This is a genomic window from uncultured Cetobacterium sp. (genome assembly GCF_947072685.1).
GTDB lineage: Bacteria > Fusobacteriota > Fusobacteriia > Fusobacteriales > Fusobacteriaceae > Cetobacterium_A.
The window spans coordinates 50,805-72,476 of record NZ_CAMTIK010000012.1 but is presented as its reverse complement, the minus strand read 5'-3'; the positions used below and the strand labels follow the sequence as shown (position 1 = coordinate 72,476).

Genomic DNA, 21,672 nt, shown 5'->3' with positions numbered 1-21,672 from the left:
AGTTATTCCTTTAGTATATCCTAACTCCTCCTCTAGATCCACTTGATAAAACACTTGAATTAATATTTTTTCAGGGTTATAATGTGGTAAAAAGAAAGTTATCCTTTAGATGACTTACCGTATTTGACCGTTTGAAGAGATCATAGAATAAAGAGTATTAAATCCTTCAAGAGTATAATTCACAGCACTTTAGCAAATTATAATAGATAAATTGATGAAGATTTTCATATCTTCATTATACGAGGAGGAGAAGTGGAAATTTTAGAGATACTTAAGTCCTTAGCAGACTTAAATAGATTAAGAATTTTAAAAATTTTATTAACATTTAAAGAGGCTTGTAATTGTGATTTAGAAGAAGTACTAAAATTAAATCAATCAAATGCTTCAAGACATATTACTAAACTAAGAAAAGATAAATTAATAGTTTGCCAAAAAAAGGGAAAGTGGTCCTATTATAGTTTAAACTTGGAACTGTTAGAAAAAAATAGTTTTGTTATAGATACTTTAGAATCTTTAGAAGATAGTATATTTTTAGAAGATAAAAATAGTTTTATAGAATTTTTAAAAACTAAAAATCATTGTTTAGATTAGAAAAAAGAGTCTCAATCTTATTTTAAGTTGAGACTCTTTTTGTAAAAAATTAATATTTAGATAAAATTTCTTTAACTTCTTTTTTGTCAGCCATACGACCAGAAAATATAACTTTTCCATCAATAACAATTCCGGGAGTTTTTAAAACTCCCAACTTTGCAATTTCAACAAAATCAGTTATTTTTTCAACCTTTGCTTTCTTATCTAGTTCAACTAATACCTCATTAACATAATCTAATAATACATCACAACTTTTACAACATCCACCTAATACTTTAATTTCCATTTTATTCCTCCTGTCTTATATGTTAATAAAATTAAATAAATAACCTATAATTAGAATTCCAGTAGTAACTAATCCAACATATAAAGCTAATAACTTAAATTTTATAACTTTACTTAACATAACCATTGCTGGAAAAGATAATGCCGTAACAGACATCATTAAAGCTAGAATAGTTCCAATTCCAACACCTTTTAGATAAAGAGCTTCAGCTATAGGTAAAGTTCCAAAAATATCAGCATACATAGGAACTCCTACTAAAGTTGCTAGTAAAACTGCAAATGGGTTATTTTTTCCTAAAAGAGCTTCAATAATTTTTGTTGGTATAACATTATGAATAAGTGCTCCAGCTCCAACTCCAATTAAAATAGGCAGCCAAACTTTTTTAAAAATATCTTTCACTTGATTTTTGGCAAATAAAAATCTATCTCTATGATTCATTTCACTAATTTCAACATCTACATTCTGGATATTTAAAACAAAGGGTTCTACATATTTTGTCATATTCATCTTATCTATTATAACTCCACCAACAACAGCAAGGATTATTCCTACAATAACATATATAAAAGCTATTTTGAATCCAAAGAAAGAACTAATTAATAACAAAGATGCAATATCAACCAAAGGAGATGATATTAAAAATGAAAAAGTAACACCAATTGGTAATCCTGCAGATGTAAATCCAATGAATAAAGGTATACTAGAACAAGAACAAAATGGAGTTATGGTTCCTAAAAGTGCAGCAAGTGTATTTCCAGTTATTCCATTGAATCTTCCTAAAAGTTTTTTAGTTCTTTCTGGTGGAAAAAAACTTTGGATATAACTGATTCCAAATATTAATACACCTAATAAAATAAAAATTTTAATTGTATCATAGATAAAAAACTGTAAAGCTCCTCCGAGCTTTGTATCTAAGGATATATTAAAAAAATTTGAAACTAAATAACCAGCCATATTATTAAGCCATAACATTTTCAAAAAAAAATCTTCAATGAATCTCATAAAATCCTCCTCAAAGTATATTAGAATTTGCTAATATCGTTATACCATATAGATAAACTATTGTCAAAATAATATTAGAAAAAACTAAATTATATTTTTTTAATATTATTATTTACAAAGTTGTGAGCTCATGTTAACATATGAGTGTATACTCATACAAAACTTTTAATTGAAGGAGGAAAAATGGGATTTTTTGAAAAATACCTATCTATTTGGGTAGGAATATGTATAGTTTTAGGCGTAGCTATTGGGGTATTTATACCTACAGTACCAGAGACACTAGCACTTTTTGAATATTCAAACGTTTCTATACCAGTGGCGATTTTAATCTGGTTAATGATCTATCCAATGATGTTAAAAATAGATTTTACATCTATTATTAATGCAACTAAAAATACAAAAGGGCTAACAATAACTTGTGTTACTAACTGGTTAGTTAAACCTTTTACAATGTACCTTATATCAGTATTATTTTTTAAAGTTGTCTTTAAGAATATAATACCACTTAATTTAGCTGACGAATATATTGCAGGAGCAGTACTGTTAGGGGCAGCTCCATGCACTGCTATGGTTTTTGTTTGGAGTCAGCTTACAAAAGGAAATCCGGCATATACTTTAGTACAAGTAGCAGTTAATGATCTAATTTTACTTATTGGATTTGTACCAATAGTAGCATTATTATTAGGAATAAATAATGTTATTGTTCCTTATGATACTTTGATCCTTTCTGTTGTACTATTTGTTGTTATTCCTTTAATTTTAGGAATAGTTTCTAGACACTATATTATCAAAACTAAAGGAATTAATTACTTTAAAGAAACATTTCTTAAAAAGTTTGATAAAATAACTATAGCTGGTTTACTTTTAACATTAACAATTATTTTCTCTTTCCAAGGAAGAAAAATAATCGATAATCCTATGGATATATTACTTATATCTATTCCATTAACAATCCAAACATTCTTTATATTCTTTTTTGCATATACATGGGCTAAAATTTGGAAGCTACCTCATGAGATTGCTTCACCTGCAGGAATGATTGGAGCAAGTAATTTCTTTGAACTTGCTGTAGCTGTAGCAATATCTTTATTTGGATTAAATTCTGGAGCAACTTTAGCTACAGTAGTTGGAGTTCTTGTTGAAGTACCTGTTATGCTTATATTAGTTAATATATCAAATAGAACAAGAGGGTATTTTATAGAAAACTGCAAAGAAGAGAAAATAATAAAAATTTAGGAGGATTTATAAAAATGAAAACAATCGCTTTTGTATGTAAAGGAAACTCTTTTAAGAGTATTATTTGTGAAAGATTTGCAAAAGAATTAACAAATGATTTTATAATAGTTAGTGCTGGAACAAACCCTGCAAACAAAGTAAATGCAGAAGGAGCTAGAATTATGGAAAAAAGAGGACTTTCTATGGATGGATACAGACCTCATTCTCTAGATAACCTTCCAGAACATATTGATTATCTTGTTAAAATGGGATGTGCTGTAGAGTGTCCATTTGTTCCTGCCAAAGAAACTATCGATTTTGATATGGATAAATACCCTGCGAAAACTTTTGAAGAAAAAGAAATCATAGTAGATCTTCTTGAAAAAAAAGTTAAAGAATTTATAGAAATAATAAAAGAAAATATTTAAAACTTTTCAATAACTGTAAGTTTGTATCTATCATTTTAAATCTAAATATAGAGATAGATTGTCTTATTGAATACACAAAATTTATGAAAAATATAAATGGAGGCAGTTCTATTTATAAGCTATCATGTAAAAGAAGAAAACTTTGTGTTCCTTCTGTAACTACTGGTTATTTTGGGTCTAATTAAATATTTGTGTAAACCTTCAAGTTGGAGTAATGTTTTATATTTTCAACTGATGGTTTTAGATGAAAAAGATGATAATAGGAAGACTTTTTAATTTCTCGAAGTATTCTTCTTTAGGCAAAAATAATAATCAAAAAAAATGATTATAAAATTTTGAAATTAAAATGATATAATACTATTAGATATTACGAAAAAGTGCGTAAAGCCTCTTGCTTTAGCTATGGGGGATATAAGCATATTTTTCACTTGTTGATATCAAAGAATTATATCTGTAGAAAAAAGTTAAAAGATGCCGAGCTTAAAAAGGAGTCAAAATGAAAGAGTATATTTCAATAAGAGATATTGTAAAAAGTATGGACCTAACAACAAGAACTTTAAGATATTATGAAGAGATTGGATTGATAAAATCTACTCAAGAAGGAAGAGGAAATAGGCTATACTCTAAAGATGAAATCAATAAACTTATATATTTGAATGAACTTAAGAATAGAGGATTTAGTTTAAAAGAAATAGAGGGGCTTTTAGGAAATAAATGTTGTAATCAAAAAAATATATTTTTAAAATCTAGAGTGGAAGAAAACGAAAAGATGATAAATTATTTAAAATGGCAAAATCAAAAGATTAAAGAAGAAATGGATATAATTGAGAAATTGGATATGGAGAATGTTTTTATAAATATTGAAGATATGTCTGAGAGAAAATATTTTTCAGTGGATGTTAGGAATAAAATATACAATGATCCAGATGTGGAAAGTGTTTGGAATTTAGAAACTTATGACATAATGGATGAGAAAACTTATGGTGGAGATTTTCAGAAGATATTGTTAAAAGAATTGGATGAATATACTTTAGAATTTCATTCCCATAAAAATGGAGATTATATATTGGAAGAGGGAGAGTATGTAGTCGCTTATTCTAGAGATGGGTTATGCAAACAACTTGAAGTATTTAAGAAAATGCAAAGTTATTTAAAAGAGAGAGGTTTAAAACATAAAGATGAAATTTATGTAGAAAATAAATTTAGAATATTTTGTAAAAGAGAGAGGAAAGTAGTTTTAGTAACGAAGGCATTCATAAAAATCTTATAAAAAAAGATTATAAATTAATCACATAAAATTTATTTTAAACCAATTGTAACGTAACGTCAAAAAAATATTGACGTTACGTTATTTTTTTAATATACTAGCATTATTAGAAAAGCAAGGAGGATTTTATGGAAGGGAATTTGAAAAAAGGTTTGTTTTTTGGTGGTCTAGTTGGATTTGCATGGGGACTTGATACCGTTTTAATGGGGCTTGTAGGAGATGTTACTATATTAAAAACAGCATCCTCAAGTACATTGGTATCTGCATTTTTACACGATGCATTTTGTTTTTTTTGGCTTGTTCTAGTTGCTCTTTTTAACAGACAACTTATGGATACATTTAAGCTTTTAAAAACAAAAAAGGGAAAGGCCACATTTTTAGCAGCGTTAGTGGGAGCTCCAATCGGAATGAGTGGGTATGTAATTGGAATTAAATATGCGGCACCTGCTTATGCGTCAAGTTTATCAGTTATATATCCAGGTGTGGGAGCAGTTTTATCATATTTTATACTTAAAGAAAAACTTTCAAAAAGAGCTATTATTGGAATAACAGTAAGTTTAATCGGATCTGTAGCACTGGGATATTCAAAGGTAGATTTAAATATGTATCCAGATTTTTATAAAGGAATGGGGTTTACTCTGTTAGCAGTTTTGGGATGGGCTTCAGAGGGGGTTATTATAGGATATGCTATGAAAAAAATTAAGAATGAAGAGCATATAAAAGCAACTCCACAACAATTCTTAACACTGAGATATTTGACATCTTTTGTTATCTACGGGGTTATAATCATGCCAATGGTAGATGGATATAAAGTAGTGGGACAACTGGTAACAAATAATGAACTTATATATTTCCCAGGAATTGCAATATTGGGAGCAATAACTTATCTATCTTGGTATAAGGCTGTAGATTATATTGGGGCATCAATGGGAACAGCATTAAATAGTACTGCAGCATTTTGGGCAATAGCTTTTAGTAGTTTAATTTTAGGGACAGAGATAACTCCATATCTTGCTATTTGCGGATTGGTTATAATTCTGGGAGTATTTATATTCGCAGTAGATTTTAAAGAATTTTTTAGAAAAAAATCAAAGGTTCAAAAATTGAAAGAGGTGTAAGATATGTTAAGAAAAGAGATTATAGAAAATATGAAGCATATAGTGGATAATTGTATGGGAGAAGAAAAATCAGCATGCACAACAGCTTGTCCTATGAATACAGATGCTAAGAGATATATCCGTCTTATAGGAGAAAATAAAGGTGAAGAAGCTATAAGAGTTATAAGAGAGGAACTTTTTACACCTAGAATTTTAGGGAGAGTTTGTGCTCACCCGTGTGAAAGTGCATGTAGGAGAGGAGAAGAGGATACAGCAATTTCAATTGCGGGTCTAAAAAGATATATAGCGGATAACTATGATAATTCTGAGATGTGGGATTTATCTAAAAAAGAACCTACAGGAAAGAAAGTGGCAATTATTGGATTTGGACCAGCAGGGGCTCAAGGAGCACTAACGCTTTTGAAAGAAGGGCATCAAGTAACTATATTTGAAAAAAATTCATTTGCAGGTGGAATGCTGAGATATGGAATTCCGGAGTATAGACTTCCAAGAGATATAATAGAGAGCGAATTTAGTTTAATAGCTAAACTTGGAGGAGAAGTAAAATTTGATGTGGAGATTGGAAAAGATATAGATTTTGAAACACTACAAAAAGACTATGATGCTGTTTTGGTAGCTATTGGAAAACAGATTGGGAGAAAAGATAAATCTTTAAATAACTTTGATGCTCTTGGAGTTTTAACAGCTGTTGAATTTTTAAAAGAGGTATCTTTAACGAGAGATTTCAAGGAGGTTAAAGGAAATATTCTCACAGTTGGAGGTGGAGATGTTGCAATGGATTGTGCAAGGTCTGCTTTAAGATTGAAAGACTCTAAAAACTCATACATTATATTTTTAGAAAAAGATTTGGAATCGTTGACTGCTTCTAAGCATGAAGTTGAAGGAGCTCTCGCAGAAGGTGTGAAATTTATTCCAAGTTCTGGAATAAAGGAGATTTTTGTTGATGAAAATGGAAGAGTCAAAAAGGTAGTTATAAAAAAATGCGACTCTATTTTCAATGAAGAGGGTAAATTTAAACCTAAGTTTAATGAAATGGATTTAGAAATATTAGAAGCGGATACTCTTATTTTTGCTATAGGACAAGAGGTAGATTTATCTATAAACTGTGGGGATAGATTTGATTTTCATAGAGAGAGTATGAAGAGTAAAAAAAATCCAAAAGTTTTTTATGCGGGGGATTGTGCTTCGTCAAATATAGTAGTTCAAGCCATGGCAGATGGGAGAAGAGCCGCAAAATCAATTGTAAGATTTTTAAATAATGAGGATGTATGGTTGGGAAGAGATATAACTTTAGAGGGTGGTAAAAGTGAAACAAAACTTTATTTACCAACAGAATATCTTCAGGAAAATTGGGATTTAGCAAGTAAAATAACTAGAAGAAAGGGTGAGGAGCTAGACCCTAAAGAGAGAGTTAAAACATTTTTAGAAGTAGAAAAAACTTTTACATATAAAGTGGCTTTAGAGGAAGCGAATAGATGTTTACAGTGTGAATGTAAACTTTGCATGAAAGAGTGCCTGATGATGACTGAGTACACATCTTGCCCTAGAGAGCTGTTTAAGGAATACTTAGAAAAAGGGTATGAAAATATAGATATGAACATAGCATATTCATGTAATGAGTGTAAACAATGTACAATAAAGTGTCCAAATAGTTTTGATATAAGAGAAAACTTTATGGAGATGCGTAAAGAATATGTAAGAGCTAACGAAGATGTTTCACCTTTAGCTGGTCATGTTGGATTGGATGATGGGCAAGAACTAGAATGTAGTAAAAAATATTCAGTGACTATTCCTGGTAAAAAACAAACCAAGTATGTTTTAATACCGGGGTGTACTGTGCCAGCATCATCTCCAGAATTAGTGGAAAAGACATATGAGCATATGAAGGAATGTTTAGGAGAGGATAACGTTGGAATAATATTACAATGCTGTGCTAAACCGACTGAAATTATAGGTGAAACAAAGCTTTTTGAAGAGAGATACTCTAGAGTTCAAAAAGAAATAGATGAGATAAATGCTGATGTAATAGTTACTCTTTGTCCATCGTGTTATCTGACATATGAAAAATATTCAGGGAAAAAAGTTATATCATATTGGGATTTAATAAGAGAAACAATAGGGCTACCAGAAGGGCAAAAAGATATAGGAGTAGGTTCAGATGTTGTATTTAATATACATGACTCATGTCCAACAAGACATGTATTATCACATCATGATAGTATAAGATGGATAGTTTCAAATTTGGGATACAGAGTTGAAGAGATGGAAAATATTAGAGAAAATACAAGATGTTGTGGTGTTGGTGGAATGTTAGGTTGTATCAATACAACTTTATACAAAAAAATAGTTGATAGAAGGGTAAATGATGCAACTCAAGGTCATATAATATCTTATTGTGGTTCATGCAGAGGAAGTATGGAGTTAGGAGGGTTGGATTCTTTACACATACTACAATTAATTCATGGAAGATGCTACTATAAAAAGGATGCTGTGGAAAGAAGTGAAGATTATGGAATGCATAATAGAATGAAAACGAAAAGAAGGATTTTAGAATCTAATTAAATATTTGTGTAAACCTCCAAGTTGGGGTAATATTAAATTATCTAACTTGGAGGTTTTTTTATCAAAAAAATTATCTCTAATTGACAAAAATGTATCTATACTATACAGTGTAGATACATTTTTTAATGTTTTAAATTGGAGGGGGAAAAGAGTGAAAATTTCACAAAACGGAGTTAATTTAATAAAAGAGTTTGAAGGGTGTAGATTAAAAGCATACAGATGTCCAGCAGGAGTTTGGACTATCGGATATGGTCATACAAAGACTTCAAAAGAAGGAATGGAGATAACTCAGGAGCAAGCGGAGAACCTTTTAAGACAAGATTTGATGACATTTGAGAGTGCAGTCGTAAGAAATATAAAAGTGGCAATAAATCAACCGATATTTGATGCATTGGTTTCTTTCACATATAATTTGGGAGAGGGAAATTTTAAAGCTTCAACACTATTAAAATTACTAAATAATAGAGATTATTATGGAGCTTCTCAAGAGTTTCAGAGATGGAATAAAGCAGGTGGGAAGGTATTGCAAGGATTGGTTAGAAGAAGAGAAGCGGAGAGGAATCTATTTAATAGTTATCCAAGATGATTAAGATAAAATTGAAAAGGAAGAGTGATAAAAGTGTATTTTGAAGAAGATATTATAAAATTGACACTTTCTAATGAAATAATTTTGGAAAAAGAAATTATAAAAACAAAGTTTAAAAAAAGTGAGTTTAAAAATATGGCTTTTTTAGAGTGTGAGTTTGAAGATGTAGTTTTTGAACAATGTAAGTTTGATTCAATAAAATTAGAAAATGTAAAATTAAATGGAGTTGTTTTTAAGAATTGTGAGTTTAAAAATATTAATTTTAGCAAAATATCAAAGTTTATAATAGATTTTAAAGTTATGAATTCTTTTATGAAATTTTGTATTTTTGATAACCTTGAATTAAAAGGAATAGAATTTATGGAAAATAATTTGGAAGAGTGTATTTTTCAAAATTGTCTATTAAATAATGCAAAATTTAATAAGAGCAAGTTTATAAATACTGAATTTAACGATTGTGTATTGGAGAAGGCTGATTTGAGTAGTTGTACTGGTTTAGAAATAGATATTATGAAAAACAAATTAAAAGGGGCGAAAATATCTTTAGAAATAGCTATAGGGATTGTAGAAAAATTTGGAATAGAAATAGTTTAAAAAAATAAAAAACTACACTTTTTTAATATAGAAAAAGATTGAAAAAAAATAGAAACTATGGGATAATATATACTAGATATAGTATATAAGAAAGAAAAAACCACAAGATATTGTGGTTTGGGGAGAGTGCAATGATAAAGATATATGGAAAAGAGAATTGTAGTAAATGTGAACTATTAAAGAAAACTTTAGAAGATAAAAAAATAGAGTTTGAATATATTCAAGATTTAAAAACATTGATGATGGTAGCCAGTAAAGCAAGGATTATGAGTGCACCCGTGGTTGAATATAGCGAAAAATTTTACACTATGGAAAATTTTTTAGAGGTTCTTTAATATGAGACAGGTTATAAATAGAGAAGGAATAAGAGAAGTTCTAGATATTAAAAAAATAAGAGAAAAATTGTTGAGAGCTTGTGAAGAGCTAGAGGTAAGTATGGTTGAATTGGAAAGCCATATAGATTCAATATATCAAGCGGATATAACAACAAAGAAAATACAGGAGTCACTTATCAATCAGGCAGTAAGTATGACAAGTTTTGAAGAAAGTGATTGGACATATGTTGCGGGAAGACTGCTTATGATGGAAACTGAGAGAGAGGTTTACCATAAAAGAGGATTTTCATACGGAGCATTTCAAAAAACTATAAAAAAATTAGTAGAGATTGGAATATATGATAGAAGACTTTTAGAATATTCAGATGAAGAGCTAGAAGAGTTAGAAAAAACAATAGATACATCAAGAGATATGCTTTATGATTATGCAGGAGCTAATATGCTTGTAAATAGGTACTTATTAAAGTATGATGGCGTTATATATGAACTTCCGCAAGAGGTATTTATGTGTATCTCAATGCTTTTGGCTATAAAAGAGGAAAATAGAGTGGAGATAGCAAAAGAGTTTTATAGTGCTTTATCTCTAAAAAAAATATCACTGGCAACTCCAATACTTGCAAATTTAAGAGTTCCAAAGGGAAATTTGTCATCTTGTTTCATAACCGCTATGGATGACAATATAGAATCAATTTTTTATAATGTGGATACAATAGCTAAGATAAGTAAAAATGGTGGTGGAGTGGGATTAAATATCTCTCGAATCAGAGGAAAAAATTCTATGGTGAATGGTTATTTTAATGCTAGTGGTGGTGTTATTCCGTGGGTTAAAATAGTTAATGATACAGCGGTAGCTGTCAATCAACAAGGAAGAAGAGCAGGAGCTGTGACAGTTGCTTTGGATTCTTGGCACATTGATATAGAGAATTTTTTAGAGCTTCAAACAGAAAATGGAGATCAAAGAGGAAAAGCTTATGATATATATCCACAAGTAGTTTTATCTGATCTATTTATGAGAAGAGTTGAAAATGATTTAACATGGAATTTATTTGATCCATATGAGGTCAGAAAAAATTATGATTTGGAGTTATGTGAGCTTTATGGAGAGAGTTTTGAAAAAATTTATTTAGATTTAGAAAGCAATAAAAATATAAAACTTAAAAAAACAATAAAGGCAAGAGAGCTATTTAAAGAGATAATGAAAGTTCAAATAGAGACTGGAATGCCATATATATTTTTTAAAGATAGAGCCAATGAAGGAAATCATAACTCACATGCTGGAATGATAGGAAATGGAAATTTATGTATGGAGAGTTTTTCGAATTTTTCTCCTAGTGTAAAATTTAGCGAAGAAACTGATGAGAACACAGGAATTAGAAAAGTGGAGCTAGGAGAGGTTCACACTTGTAATTTAGTTTCATTAAATCTGGCAGAACTACAAAAAGAAGAGTTTGAAAATATCATTTATACAGCAGTTAGAATTTTAGATAATACAATTGATTTGACAGAAACACCAATAAAAGAATCAGATAAACACAATAATCTCTATAGAACGATAGGTGTAGGAGCGATGGGACTAGCAGATTATCTGGCGAGAGAGTTTATGATATATGATGAGTCGATTGAAGAGATAGATAGATTATTTGAAGAGATCTCTCTTTACACAATAAAGGCTTCAGCTCTGCTAGCTAAAGAAAGAGGGAAATATTCAGCTTTTGAAGGATCGAAATGGGATCAAGGATTATTCTTTAATAAAGATCAAAAATGGTATGAAGATAATTCAAGTTTCTCAATAAAGTGGACAGAAGTTTTTAAATTAGTCAAGGAATATGGCTTACGTAATGGAGAGTTGACAGCAATAGCACCAAATACTTCGACATCATTGTTGATGGGATCCACTGCATCTGTAAATCCAACATTCTCTAGATTCTATATAGAAAAAAATCAAAAAGGTGCAGTTCCAAGAGTGGTAAAACATCTTAAAGATAGAGCTTGGTTCTATCCGGAGTTTAAAAATGTTGATTCTAAAACATATGTAAAAATAATGAGCAGAATAGGAAAATGGATAACTCAAGGTGTTTCAATGGAGTTAATATTTGATTTGAATAAGGAGATTAAAGCTAAAGATATCTATGATACATTCTTAACAGCATGGAAAGAAGGGTGTAAATCAGTTTATTATATAAGAACAATTCAAAGAAATACAAATATAATAAATGAAAAAGAGGAGTGTGAAAGTTGTAGTGGATAGAAAAAAACTATTTAATCCAGCTGGGAGTGATTCTTTAAATGATAGAAGAATTATAAAAGGTGACAGTACAAATATATTTAACCTGAACAATGTAAGATATCAGTGGGCTAATTTATTGTATAGGAATATGATGGGAAACTTTTGGATTCCAGAAAAAATAGATTTAACTCAGGATAAAAATGATTACGAAAATTTAACGGATTATGAAAAAGAAGCATATGATGGAATATTGTCATTCTTGATATTTTTGGACAGTATTCAAACGAATAATATTCCAAATATATCAAATTATATAACAGCTCCAGAAGTTAGCTTGATACTCTCGATTCAAACTTTTCAAGAGGCAGTTCATTCTCAGTCGTACCAGTATATAATCGAGTCGATTTTGCCAAAAGAAACAAGAAATCTAATATATGATAAATGGAGAGAAGATAAGATTCTTTTTGAAAGAAATAGCTATATAGCAGATATATATCAAAACTTTTTAGATGAGCCAAATGACGAGAATTTTTCAAGAGCAATTATAGCGGATTATCTTTTAGAAGCGGTATATTTTTACAACGGATTTAATTTTTTCTATCTGCTAGCTAGTAGAAATAGAATGATGGGGACATCCGATATTATAAAACTTATAAATAGAGATGAGCTATCACATGTTGTTATATTCCAACAGATGATAAAAGAGATAAGAGAGGAAAATCCAGAATTTTTCCAGGAAGATTTATTCTATGAAATGTTTAAAAAGGCTGTAGATCAAGAGATTATGTGGACCAATCATATAATTGGAAATCAAATTTTAGGGATAACTGAAGATACGACAGAAGCTTATACAAAATGGTTAGCTAACGAGAGATTAAAATCTATAGGGCTAAAGCCATTATATGATGGCTTCGAAAAAAATCCATATAGACATCTCGAAAAATTTGCTGATACAGAAGGGGAAGGAAATGTAAAAGCTAACTTTTTTGAAGGAACAGTGACAAGTTATAATATGAGTTCTTCAATAGATGGTTGGGAAGAGTTTTAAAAAAATCTTTCAAATTTTTTAAATTAATATTATACTAAGTGTAGTATGTTATAATTTAAGGAGAATTTGATGAGAAAAAATGTAAGTGATAGCATTTATGAAGCTCTAAAAAATGAGATATTGAATGGAGATTTAAATTTTGGAGATAAGATAGTTGAAACAGATTATTCTAAAAAATTAAATGTTAGTCGAACACCTTTGAGAGAAGCTATAAAGAAGTTAGAAATTGAAGGGATAATAGAGAGACTTCCGAATGGAAGATTGAGAGTTATGGAGATTAACATCGTCAAAGTCGAAGAGATATTTAGAATAAGGATTGCATTGGAAAATATACTTTTTGAAGCAATCAGCTTAAATAAAGAAGGTCTAGAAAGATTACAACAGAACTTATATTTGACAAAATCATATATCCAATTAAAAAATTGGGACATAGCAAGAGAGTTATTTGTTCAGTATAATGAGATATTCTATGAGATTTCAAATTTGGAATTTACAGTGAAAATATTAAAACACTATGATTTTATTATTTCAAAATTAAAAAGAAATTCGTTACAAAATCCAGAAAGAGTAATACGTGCCTATGAAGAACATCAAGAGATAATATCTCTTTTAAAAAATGGTGATCTTAAAAAAACAAAAGAGTTAAATACTAAACATTTAGAAAATGCAAAAGAGTTTTTAATAGATTATTTAATAAAATAAAAAAAGCAGGATATAGTCAATTCTAGATCCTGCTTTTTTAATGGATTCTACATTTAGAATAACTAAGGGGAAAACTAGTTAAACAATCAAGAACATATAGCTTGGCAGTGCGATATGTTCTACTATTCTAAACATAAAAAAATTTTCAATAAAATTTGTATACAATTATTCATTTACACATATATTTTATATCTTTATTATAAAAAAGTCAATCAATTTAATAATTATTTCCAAGAAGTCAGTTGCTCAACAAGACTTAAGTCCAATTTAAGTTTAGTAAAACTTTTTTTTATAGAGTTGGAAACTAAGGATTCATCAACTTTATTTTCGATTTGAGTATCCTCAGTTGAGATCTCTTGATTATTAGGACCTAAAACTGAAAAAATAAACCCAAGTGAAAAACTAGTTAGAAAGATACCTAAAATTGTTTCAAACACACAAATTATCCTGATATAAGGGTTTAATGGAGAAATACTACCAGAACCAACAGTGCTTAAACTCCCTAAACTGATGTAGATATGGTTTAAGAAGTTACCTAAATTAAAATTACTTGGTTTTTCAACACCTAAGAAAAGATTGGTTTTAACCATAAAGTTAAGAATGTAATACAGTGATCCAAATGCAAGACCGAGAGTTATATAGGTTAAAAATGTCGTCAATATATCCACACCGACAATTTTTCTTTTCTTATAAATAAGCATGATAAATTGTTTGGATATAATAATTACAATAAGAGACATCGAAACAAGTATAGATATAATATGTAAAATTTTTATTGTAAATCCACTTAAAGAAACATCTAAAAAAAGATTGTTTATTAATCCAAGAATTGGAATAAGCAATATAAAATATAAAATTAAAGAGATTGAAAACAATACATGTTCACTCAAAAATTTTCCAAATTTAAATCTGAAAAAATAAATAAAAGGGTATAATATAACAAAAATAGAAAAAATTAGAACGACTGAACTAAAAATGAACTCTTTAGAGCTACGAATAATATCAGAACTATATAGTTCCCATCCTGCAAAAAATATGGAAAGAAGAATAGAAAAAGTACGTATTTGAGTTTTCTTTAAGCTACTTAAAGATTTAATATTTTTAATTTGTTTAATTAGATTACCTAGATATTTTCTGTAATCAAGCATAAAATCCTCCTAGTGAAAATAAGTTGTTTCTATTAATACAGATACATAAAAAAATGATTCTTTCCTCTTAAAAATAATAAAAATTAATTTGACAAAGTTACTAAAGAGTTATACACTCTCAATGTAAAGTGTACCAAAAAAAAATAAAACATATCAAAAGGGGGAGAAATGCAAAAAGAAAAGAAAGATAATCTAATCATTAAGTTAGTTTTTGGAGTTATAGCAGGGTTGGTAATAGGTCTTTATTCCAATGAAGCTGTGATAGGAATTGTACAGACTATAAAATTTGTACTGGGACAAATAATTTCGTTTACAGTACCACTAATTATTTTGGGGTTTATAGCTCCTGCTATAACTAAGATGAAATCAAATGCGAGTAAAATGTTGGGAGTAATGTTATTGTTAGCATATCTTTCTTCATTAGGAGCGGCAATATTTTCAATGATTTCTGGGTATGCTATCATTCCTATGTTGAATATTGTGACATCTGTTGATGGATTAAGAGCATTACCGGAGATGATATTTAAACTTAATATTCCACCAGTATTATCTGTAATGTCAGCATTAGTTTTAGCGTTATTTTTAGGGCTGGCAATAGTTTGGACTAACTCAAAGAAATTAGAGGCAGCATTAGATGAATTTAACAATGTGATTTTGGCAATAGTTTATAGAATTATTATTCCTATATTACCTGCTTTTATTGCTACGACATTTGCGGCATTAGCTTATGAAGGAAGTATCACAAAACAGTTACCGATCTTTTTAAAAGTAGTTTTAATAGTTTTAGTAGGACATTTTATTTGGTTAGTAATTCTTTATTCAATAGGAGGAGCTGTGTCAAAGCAAAATCCAATTAGTTTATTGAAATTTTATGGGCCGGCATATTTAACTGCTGTTGGAACAATGTCCTCTGCAGCTACTCTTCCGGTGGCTCTATCTTGTGCAAAAAAATCTAAAGTTTTAGATGATGATATTGCAAATTTTGCAATTCCATTAGGAGCAACAGTACATTTATGTGGTTCTGTTTTGACAGAGGTATTCTTTGTAATGACTGTATCTCAAGTTTTATATGGAACATTACCAGCTATGGGAACAATGGTTCTATTCATTGTATTGTTAGGAATATTTGCAATAGGTGCTCCTGGGGTTCCGGGAGGAACAGTTATGGCATCACTGGGAATAATATCCTCAGTATTAGGATTTGATGATACGGGAATAGCTTTGATGCTGACAATATTTGCATTGCAGGATAGCTTTGGAACTGCGTGTAATGTGGTTGGAGATGGAGCGCTAGCACTTATATTGAATGGTATATTTAAAAACAAAAAAAAATAGTTATATATAAAAAATCTCCCTTTTAAAAATAAAGGGAGGTTTTTTATATATATTTAAAAGAAAAAATGTTATACTGTCGATATTAAATTTTATGAATTTTGGAGGAAGTATGTATAGAAGCTACACTTCGCAAGAAGTGAAAGAAAATATTGAACAATTTTTAGAGTTAGATAAAGATTTTTATTTTGATGCCAATGGTCTGTATTTTTCTGTAGAAAATAAAAGTGGATTGATAGGTTATATTTTTTTTATAAAAAAAGATAATAACTATTATTTGAAAAATATTTATATAAAAAAAGAAAAAAGATATAAATCCTATGGAAGTAAACTGTTGTCATTCGCTATCAACAAAAAAATACAAAAGGGGAATTTGATAGTAGCAAAAGACACGCCGATAGAGGATTTTTTAAAAAAAATGGGATTTAAAAAAGAGAATGCAGGCGAATATGTGATTGAGAATATAGAAAAAAAAGATGTGAGAAAAAATGAGGGGAAAAGAACGGTTCTATATTCGATATTTTGGAATATAATTTTAGCTGCAACAAAAATATCATTTGGTTTTATAGGGAAATCAAGAGCCCTTTTAGCGGATGGATTTAATTCACTATCAGATGTGATTACTTCATCGGGAATTCTTTTAGGGATCCATTTTAGTAATATTCCAGAAGATGAAGATCACCCATTTGGTCATGAGCGGATAGAAAGTGTCATAGGTGTTATTATGGGAATATTTATGATATTGACAGCTTTTGAACTAGGAAAAAGCGGAGTTGAAATTATTTTTTTAGGAAAAGATAAAGAGATTCCGGAGATGTCAACAATATATTTTGCAGGATTTTCTTCGATAGTTAAATATTTTATGTACAAACAAAAGATAAGAGTTGGAAATGAAACTGGAAATACGGCGTTAATAGCGGATGCAAAAGATAGCAGAAATGATATATTTGCATCTTTAGGTGTGATAGTAGGAATTCTTTTATCGATATATGTGAACCCTATATTTGATATTTTGATAAGTATAGTGGTTTCGATACTGATTTTTAAAGAGGGAGTGCATGTTATTTTAGAAACTACAGATACAATTTTAGATAAGCAAGATGTAGATTTCATAGATGAAATAAAAAAGTATATATATGAAAATACAGATATAAAAAATGTTCATGATGTTGTAATGAGAAAATCAGGAGATAAAATTTTTCTTTTATTTCATATTCGAGTTCCTAAAGATATGACGGTATATAATGCCCACAAAATCTCAGATGATTTAGAATATTCAATAATTGAGGATTTTCCGACAGTAAAAAGTGTTACGATTCATTTGGATTGTTTAATGAATTAAAAAGGTCTGTAGATTTTTATATCTACAGACCTTTTATTTTTATACATCATATTTAGCAAAATTATTTGATTTTAGCATTGTCTGTACATTTCTTATGTATACTTCCTTTTTTTCAGAATAGTATTTTAAACCATGAGCTATACTTTCAGGAGATTCTCCTGCATGTACACGTGTTCTCAAAGATTTATATGCATCTACTCTAGAAAGAGTTAGAACAAAATCTTTAACAGAGTCCTTAATTGAGTCGTATTCCTTATATGTTCGGTTAGTGTGCTTATAAGCATTCATACCAAAAAGATTATTACGACTTTTAAAAACTTTTGAAGTCCCCCAACCACTTTCAATCGCAGCTTGTGATAAAATTAGTGATGTTGGGTACTTGATCATTCTTTTTTTCAGTTCAGACCAATTATAAGCAGACACTTTATAAGAATTAAAAATTCTATCTAATTCCTTTTTTTCCTCATTTGTATGAGCTTTCTTTTTTGATAGAGTTTTTATAATAGCAATATCTCTATCAATCTCCTTGTTAACAACTTCTATACTTGGTAACAGCATGTTAACAAATACTTTTTTTCTATTCGGTACACTTAACGATTTTAAATCTAATCCATCTAAAGAGTAAACGTGATTTCCAGTAGGTTTTTTCTCTAAATCTTTTAATGTTTTGACCTCGACAGTTTTGTATTTGATTTCGTGTGGTAATGTGTAATCTACCATAGAGAATGTAAAAGATGAATAAAGGAAAAAAGTAAGCATACTCAGACATAATTTTTTTATCATAATCTCTCCTTTATTAAATTAACATTTTTTTTGTATAGATTAAATTATACAGTAAAATACAGCAAAAAGCAATAAAAAATTTACAGATAGCTTTAGATTAGTGTATAATAGAGGCTTATAAAAAGTAAAAAAATAAAAAAATAGGAGAAAAAAGGATGTCAGAAAAAAATAAATCATTATTTTCGATAACAATACCAATATTTTTAGAACTTCTGTTGGTAACTGTTGTTGGAAATGTTGATACTATAATGTTGGGACGTTATAGTGATCAAGCTGTAGGGGCTGTTGGAGGGATGAGTCAAATTTTATTGATTCAAAATACTGTTTTAAGTTTTATTTGCTTAGGAACAACCATTCTAATGGCTCAATTTATAGGAGCTAAAAACGAAAAGTCTACAAAAGAGGTTATTTCTGTTTCTATAATTATGAATCTTTGTGTGGGACTTGTTTTAGGGTTAATCTATTTTTTTGCTTGGGATTGGATTCTTTTAAAAATAAAACTTCCATCAGCACTTAGAGATATGGGGATGAACTATTTTAAATTGGTTGGTGGACTTTGTGTTTTTCAAGCTATATCACTAACAAATGGGGCCATATTAAAGAGTTATGGAAATACAAAGCCGATGTTGTTTGTAAATGTGGGTGTAAATTTATTAAACATTTTAGGAAATGGTATGTTTATTTTTGGATGGTTTGGAGCACCTATTTTAGGAGTTACTGGAGTGGGACTCTCAACTGTGTTTTCAAGATTCTTAGGAGCAATTGTATCTTTTATTGTGATGGCTCAATTCTGTAAGTTTAAATTAAAAGATTTAAAGCAGTTTACAATAGAAAAGGTTAAACAAATACTTTCGATAGGAATACCTACAGCAGGGGAGCATTTAACTTGGAGTTTAACTCAAGTTATAATATTGGCGATGGTAAATACTATGGGAACTACCGAAATTACAGCAAGAACTTATTTGGCTCTTGTCTCCTCTTTTATAATGATATTTTCAATAGCTTTAGGTCATGGGACAGCAATTCAAGTAGGCCAGTTAGTTGGAGCTGGAAATAAAGAGAAAGCTTATAGTCAGTGTTTGAGAAGCTTAAAACTATCTTTTACAGCAGCAACGCTAGTTTCGATAGTAGTTTACTTTCTGAGATATCAAATAATGGAATTGTTCACAACAGATATGATTGTAGTAGAAGCGGCAGTAAAAGTATTCCCATGGTTAATTTTTATAGAGACAGGAAGAACTTTTAATATTGTTGTTATAAATGCTTTACATGCAGCGGGAGATATAAAATTCCCGATGTTTTTGGGGTGTTTTGTGATGTTGGGGGTTGCAGCTCCATTGTCTTGGTTACTGGGTATAAATTTAGGTTGGGCTTTGGTTGGAGTTTGGATAGCAAACGGAATGGATGAATGGATTAGGGGATTTGCTATGCTCTGGCGTTGGAGAAGTAAACGATGGTTAAATAAAAGTTTCATTTAATAAAAAAAGCTAGGAGAAAAGATAATTCTTTTTTTCCTAGCTTTTTTATTATTTAAGAATTTATTAATTTGCTAAAATACCAACTTTTAATAGAATCATAGAGATTGTATAGATAATTGGAAGTGTAATAATCGTTCTTAAAATAAAGAATTTTCCAACATCTAAAATAGAAAACCCCATTTTAGAGTTAACTAGAATCATTCCAGTTTCACTTAAGAAAATTAACTGAGCAAAAGATAGAGTTCCTACGATAAAACGAGCTACTTCACTAGTTGTGTTTTCAATGAAAAGAGCTGGAAGATACATATCAGAAAATCCAACAATCATAGCGGGTGCCATCTGAGAGGCAACCTCATGTGTAAATCCTAATAATTTAAGTATCGGCATTAAAGGCATTGAAAGAATGCTGAAGAAATTAGTATTCTCAGCGATAACTAAGCCGATAGATCCAACACACATAATAACAGGGATAAAGGTGATGTATATAACAACAACTTTGAAAAGAGAATCAGTTAAAATCTCTTTTTCAGAAGCTTTACCAGCAGTGGTTGTAGCCATATTTAATGCATGAGAAAAACTTCTGTTTCCTCCATCTTCAATCTTATTATTATTGTAGTATTCATTTTTGAATTTTTTTAATGGCAGTCGAGCAATAACAAATCCAGCTACAACAGTTGCAAAAGCAATAGTACCATAGAAAATCCAGAAAATTTTAGAAAATTTTAATAAATCAGCCACAACAGCAGCAAAAGATATTCCCACGATAGAAAATGAAGTGGCAATAACAGCAGCCTCTCTTTGTGTATAGTAACCTTTTTGGTACTGTTGATCAGTAACCACAATACCAATTGTACCATCCCCTAAAAAAGATGCCAAGGCATCGATGGCTGCATATCCAGGAACTTTGAATAATTTTTTCATAATAGGAGCTATTAGAGTTCCTATAAATTCAACAAGTCCAAAAGAAGTAAGAAGTGGCATAAGCATAACCCCGACAAAGAATGTAACCATAAGAGGGGGTATCATGTCTCCTGCCATTAATCCACCAGTATTTTCATTGCTTAAAAATTCAGGAGCGATTCCAAGAGATATGATAATAAATAAAATTGAGCCACCAATTCTTAGCATTCCACTAAATTTATCAGTAATAAAAAGCTCATTTAAATATTGCTCATTAAATTTTTTCTTTATAAAGCCAAGACATGTTCCAGTTATTGTTATAACAGAACAAAACATGATTAAAAAAGTAACTAAATTTGAGTAGTTATCGAGAACAAAATTTTTAAGATGTCCCATAATAATAGATGATTCTCCACCAATTGTAACAGGAGCTAAAAACGCTAAAAGCCCTATAAAAGAATAAATTCCAAACTTAAGTATTGCCATATAAACCTCCAGAAATTTTTAAATTTCTGCCAAACAAAAAAACATACTTAAAAAAAGTATGCCTGAATTGAGAACTTATTTCATTAAGCGTATTACTATGGCAGCTTCGTAATACTTAATTCACAGGAACATGTCGTCATCGCCATCGGCCTTAGGCTCATAACATATAAGTGAACTAACCTCTATTTAAATTGTTAGCATAGTATACATTAAAATCAAATAATTGTAAAGTGAAATTAATA

General features: G+C 29.6%; 20 protein-coding genes. 15 read left to right on the top strand and 5 right to left on the bottom strand.

Annotated features, from left to right (window positions below; all coding sequences use genetic code 11):
* Nucleotides 1-252 precede the first annotated feature (252 nt).
* Complete coding sequence (locus tag Q0V67_RS06070) at nucleotides 253-591, top strand: metalloregulator ArsR/SmtB family transcription factor (RefSeq protein WP_297598010.1); 339 nt, start codon at nucleotides 253-255, stop codon at nucleotides 589-591.
* Nucleotides 592-640: 49 nt separating this feature from the next.
* Here Q0V67_RS06070 and Q0V67_RS06065 read toward each other — a convergent pair whose 3' ends face one another.
* Nucleotides 641-877: a thioredoxin family protein gene (locus tag Q0V67_RS06065; protein ID WP_297598008.1), complete on the bottom strand. Its 237-nt coding sequence runs from the start codon at nucleotides 875-877 to the stop codon at nucleotides 641-643.
* A 15-nt stretch (nucleotides 878-892) separates the two neighbouring features.
* Nucleotides 893-1,879 carry a permease gene (locus tag Q0V67_RS06060; protein ID WP_297598006.1) on the bottom strand — a complete coding sequence of 329 codons (987 nt, stop codon included), beginning with the start codon at nucleotides 1,877-1,879 and terminating at the stop codon, nucleotides 893-895.
* Between the two features lie 183 nt (nucleotides 1,880-2,062).
* Here Q0V67_RS06060 and arsB point away from each other — a divergent pair, with 183 nt between their 5' ends.
* From arsB to Q0V67_RS06005, 11 genes are all read left to right on the top strand, one after another.
* On the top strand, nucleotides 2,063-3,115 hold the full coding sequence (arsB, locus tag Q0V67_RS06055) for an ACR3 family arsenite efflux transporter (RefSeq protein ID WP_297598005.1): 1,053 nt from the start codon (nucleotides 2,063-2,065) through the stop codon (nucleotides 3,113-3,115).
* A 14-nt stretch (nucleotides 3,116-3,129) separates the two neighbouring features.
* Complete coding sequence (locus tag Q0V67_RS06050) at nucleotides 3,130-3,522, top strand: hypothetical protein (protein ID WP_297598003.1); 393 nt, start codon at nucleotides 3,130-3,132, stop codon at nucleotides 3,520-3,522.
* A gap of 496 nt (nucleotides 3,523-4,018) precedes the next feature.
* Nucleotides 4,019-4,792, top strand: a complete 774-nt coding sequence (locus tag Q0V67_RS06045; RefSeq protein ID WP_297598001.1) for a MerR family transcriptional regulator — start codon at nucleotides 4,019-4,021, stop codon at nucleotides 4,790-4,792.
* Between the two features lie 125 nt (nucleotides 4,793-4,917).
* The gene (locus tag Q0V67_RS06040) at nucleotides 4,918-5,907 is read left to right on the top strand and encodes a DMT family transporter (RefSeq protein ID WP_297597999.1); all 990 of its coding nucleotides are present in this window, start codon (nucleotides 4,918-4,920) and stop codon (nucleotides 5,905-5,907) included.
* A 3-nt stretch (nucleotides 5,908-5,910) separates the two neighbouring features.
* Nucleotides 5,911-8,469: an FAD-dependent oxidoreductase gene (locus tag Q0V67_RS06035; RefSeq protein WP_297597997.1), complete on the top strand. Its 2,559-nt coding sequence runs from the start codon at nucleotides 5,911-5,913 to the stop codon at nucleotides 8,467-8,469.
* A 151-nt stretch (nucleotides 8,470-8,620) separates the two neighbouring features.
* Complete coding sequence (locus tag Q0V67_RS06030; protein WP_297597995.1) at nucleotides 8,621-9,055, top strand: lysozyme; 435 nt, start codon at nucleotides 8,621-8,623, stop codon at nucleotides 9,053-9,055.
* Between the two features lie 33 nt (nucleotides 9,056-9,088).
* Entirely contained in the window at nucleotides 9,089-9,649 is a 561-nt protein-coding gene (locus Q0V67_RS06025; RefSeq protein ID WP_297597993.1) for a pentapeptide repeat-containing protein, read from the top strand.
* Nucleotides 9,650-9,780: 131 nt separating this feature from the next.
* Entirely contained in the window at nucleotides 9,781-9,984 is a 204-nt protein-coding gene (locus tag Q0V67_RS06020; protein ID WP_297597991.1) for a glutaredoxin family protein, read from the top strand.
* 1 nt (nucleotide 9,985) lies between these two features.
* A complete protein-coding gene (locus Q0V67_RS06015; RefSeq protein ID WP_297597989.1) occupies nucleotides 9,986-12,232 on the top strand; it encodes a ribonucleoside-diphosphate reductase subunit alpha in 2,247 nt (748 codons plus the stop codon).
* Entirely contained in the window at nucleotides 12,225-13,259 is a 1,035-nt protein-coding gene (locus tag Q0V67_RS06010; protein ID WP_297598015.1) for a ribonucleotide-diphosphate reductase subunit beta, read from the top strand. The genes Q0V67_RS06015 and Q0V67_RS06010 overlap by 8 nt, the downstream gene beginning before the upstream one ends.
* 69 nt (nucleotides 13,260-13,328) lie before the next feature.
* Nucleotides 13,329-13,961, top strand: coding sequence for a GntR family transcriptional regulator (locus Q0V67_RS06005; RefSeq protein WP_297597987.1), 633 nt, complete (start codon nucleotides 13,329-13,331; stop codon nucleotides 13,959-13,961).
* A 224-nt stretch (nucleotides 13,962-14,185) separates the two neighbouring features.
* On the opposite strand, the gene Q0V67_RS06000 is transcribed toward Q0V67_RS06005, so the two are convergent.
* Nucleotides 14,186-15,109, bottom strand: coding sequence for a potassium channel family protein (locus tag Q0V67_RS06000; protein WP_297597984.1), 924 nt, complete (start codon nucleotides 15,107-15,109; stop codon nucleotides 14,186-14,188).
* Between the two features lie 168 nt (nucleotides 15,110-15,277).
* Between Q0V67_RS06000 and Q0V67_RS05995 the strand changes: the two genes are divergently transcribed.
* Both Q0V67_RS05995 and Q0V67_RS05990 read left to right on the top strand, forming a co-directional pair.
* Nucleotides 15,278-16,444, top strand: coding sequence for a dicarboxylate/amino acid:cation symporter (locus Q0V67_RS05995; RefSeq protein ID WP_297597982.1), 1,167 nt, complete (start codon nucleotides 15,278-15,280; stop codon nucleotides 16,442-16,444).
* 109 nt (nucleotides 16,445-16,553) lie between these two features.
* Nucleotides 16,554-17,783 carry a GNAT family N-acetyltransferase gene (locus Q0V67_RS05990; protein ID WP_297597980.1) on the top strand — a complete coding sequence of 410 codons (1,230 nt, stop codon included), beginning with the start codon at nucleotides 16,554-16,556 and terminating at the stop codon, nucleotides 17,781-17,783.
* Between the two features lie 39 nt (nucleotides 17,784-17,822).
* On the opposite strand, the gene Q0V67_RS05985 is transcribed toward Q0V67_RS05990, so the two are convergent.
* Nucleotides 17,823-18,566, bottom strand: coding sequence for a glucosaminidase domain-containing protein (locus tag Q0V67_RS05985; RefSeq protein WP_297597979.1), 744 nt, complete (start codon nucleotides 18,564-18,566; stop codon nucleotides 17,823-17,825).
* Between the two features lie 155 nt (nucleotides 18,567-18,721).
* Here Q0V67_RS05985 and Q0V67_RS05980 point away from each other — a divergent pair, with 155 nt between their 5' ends.
* On the top strand, nucleotides 18,722-20,044 hold the full coding sequence (locus Q0V67_RS05980) for an MATE family efflux transporter (RefSeq protein WP_297597977.1): 1,323 nt from the start codon (nucleotides 18,722-18,724) through the stop codon (nucleotides 20,042-20,044).
* A gap of 63 nt (nucleotides 20,045-20,107) precedes the next feature.
* Here the strand turns inward: Q0V67_RS05980 and Q0V67_RS05975 are convergent, their stop codons facing one another.
* Complete coding sequence (locus Q0V67_RS05975) at nucleotides 20,108-21,430, bottom strand: YjiH family protein (protein ID WP_297597975.1); 1,323 nt, start codon at nucleotides 21,428-21,430, stop codon at nucleotides 20,108-20,110.
* Between the last annotated feature and the right edge of the window lie 242 nt (nucleotides 21,431-21,672).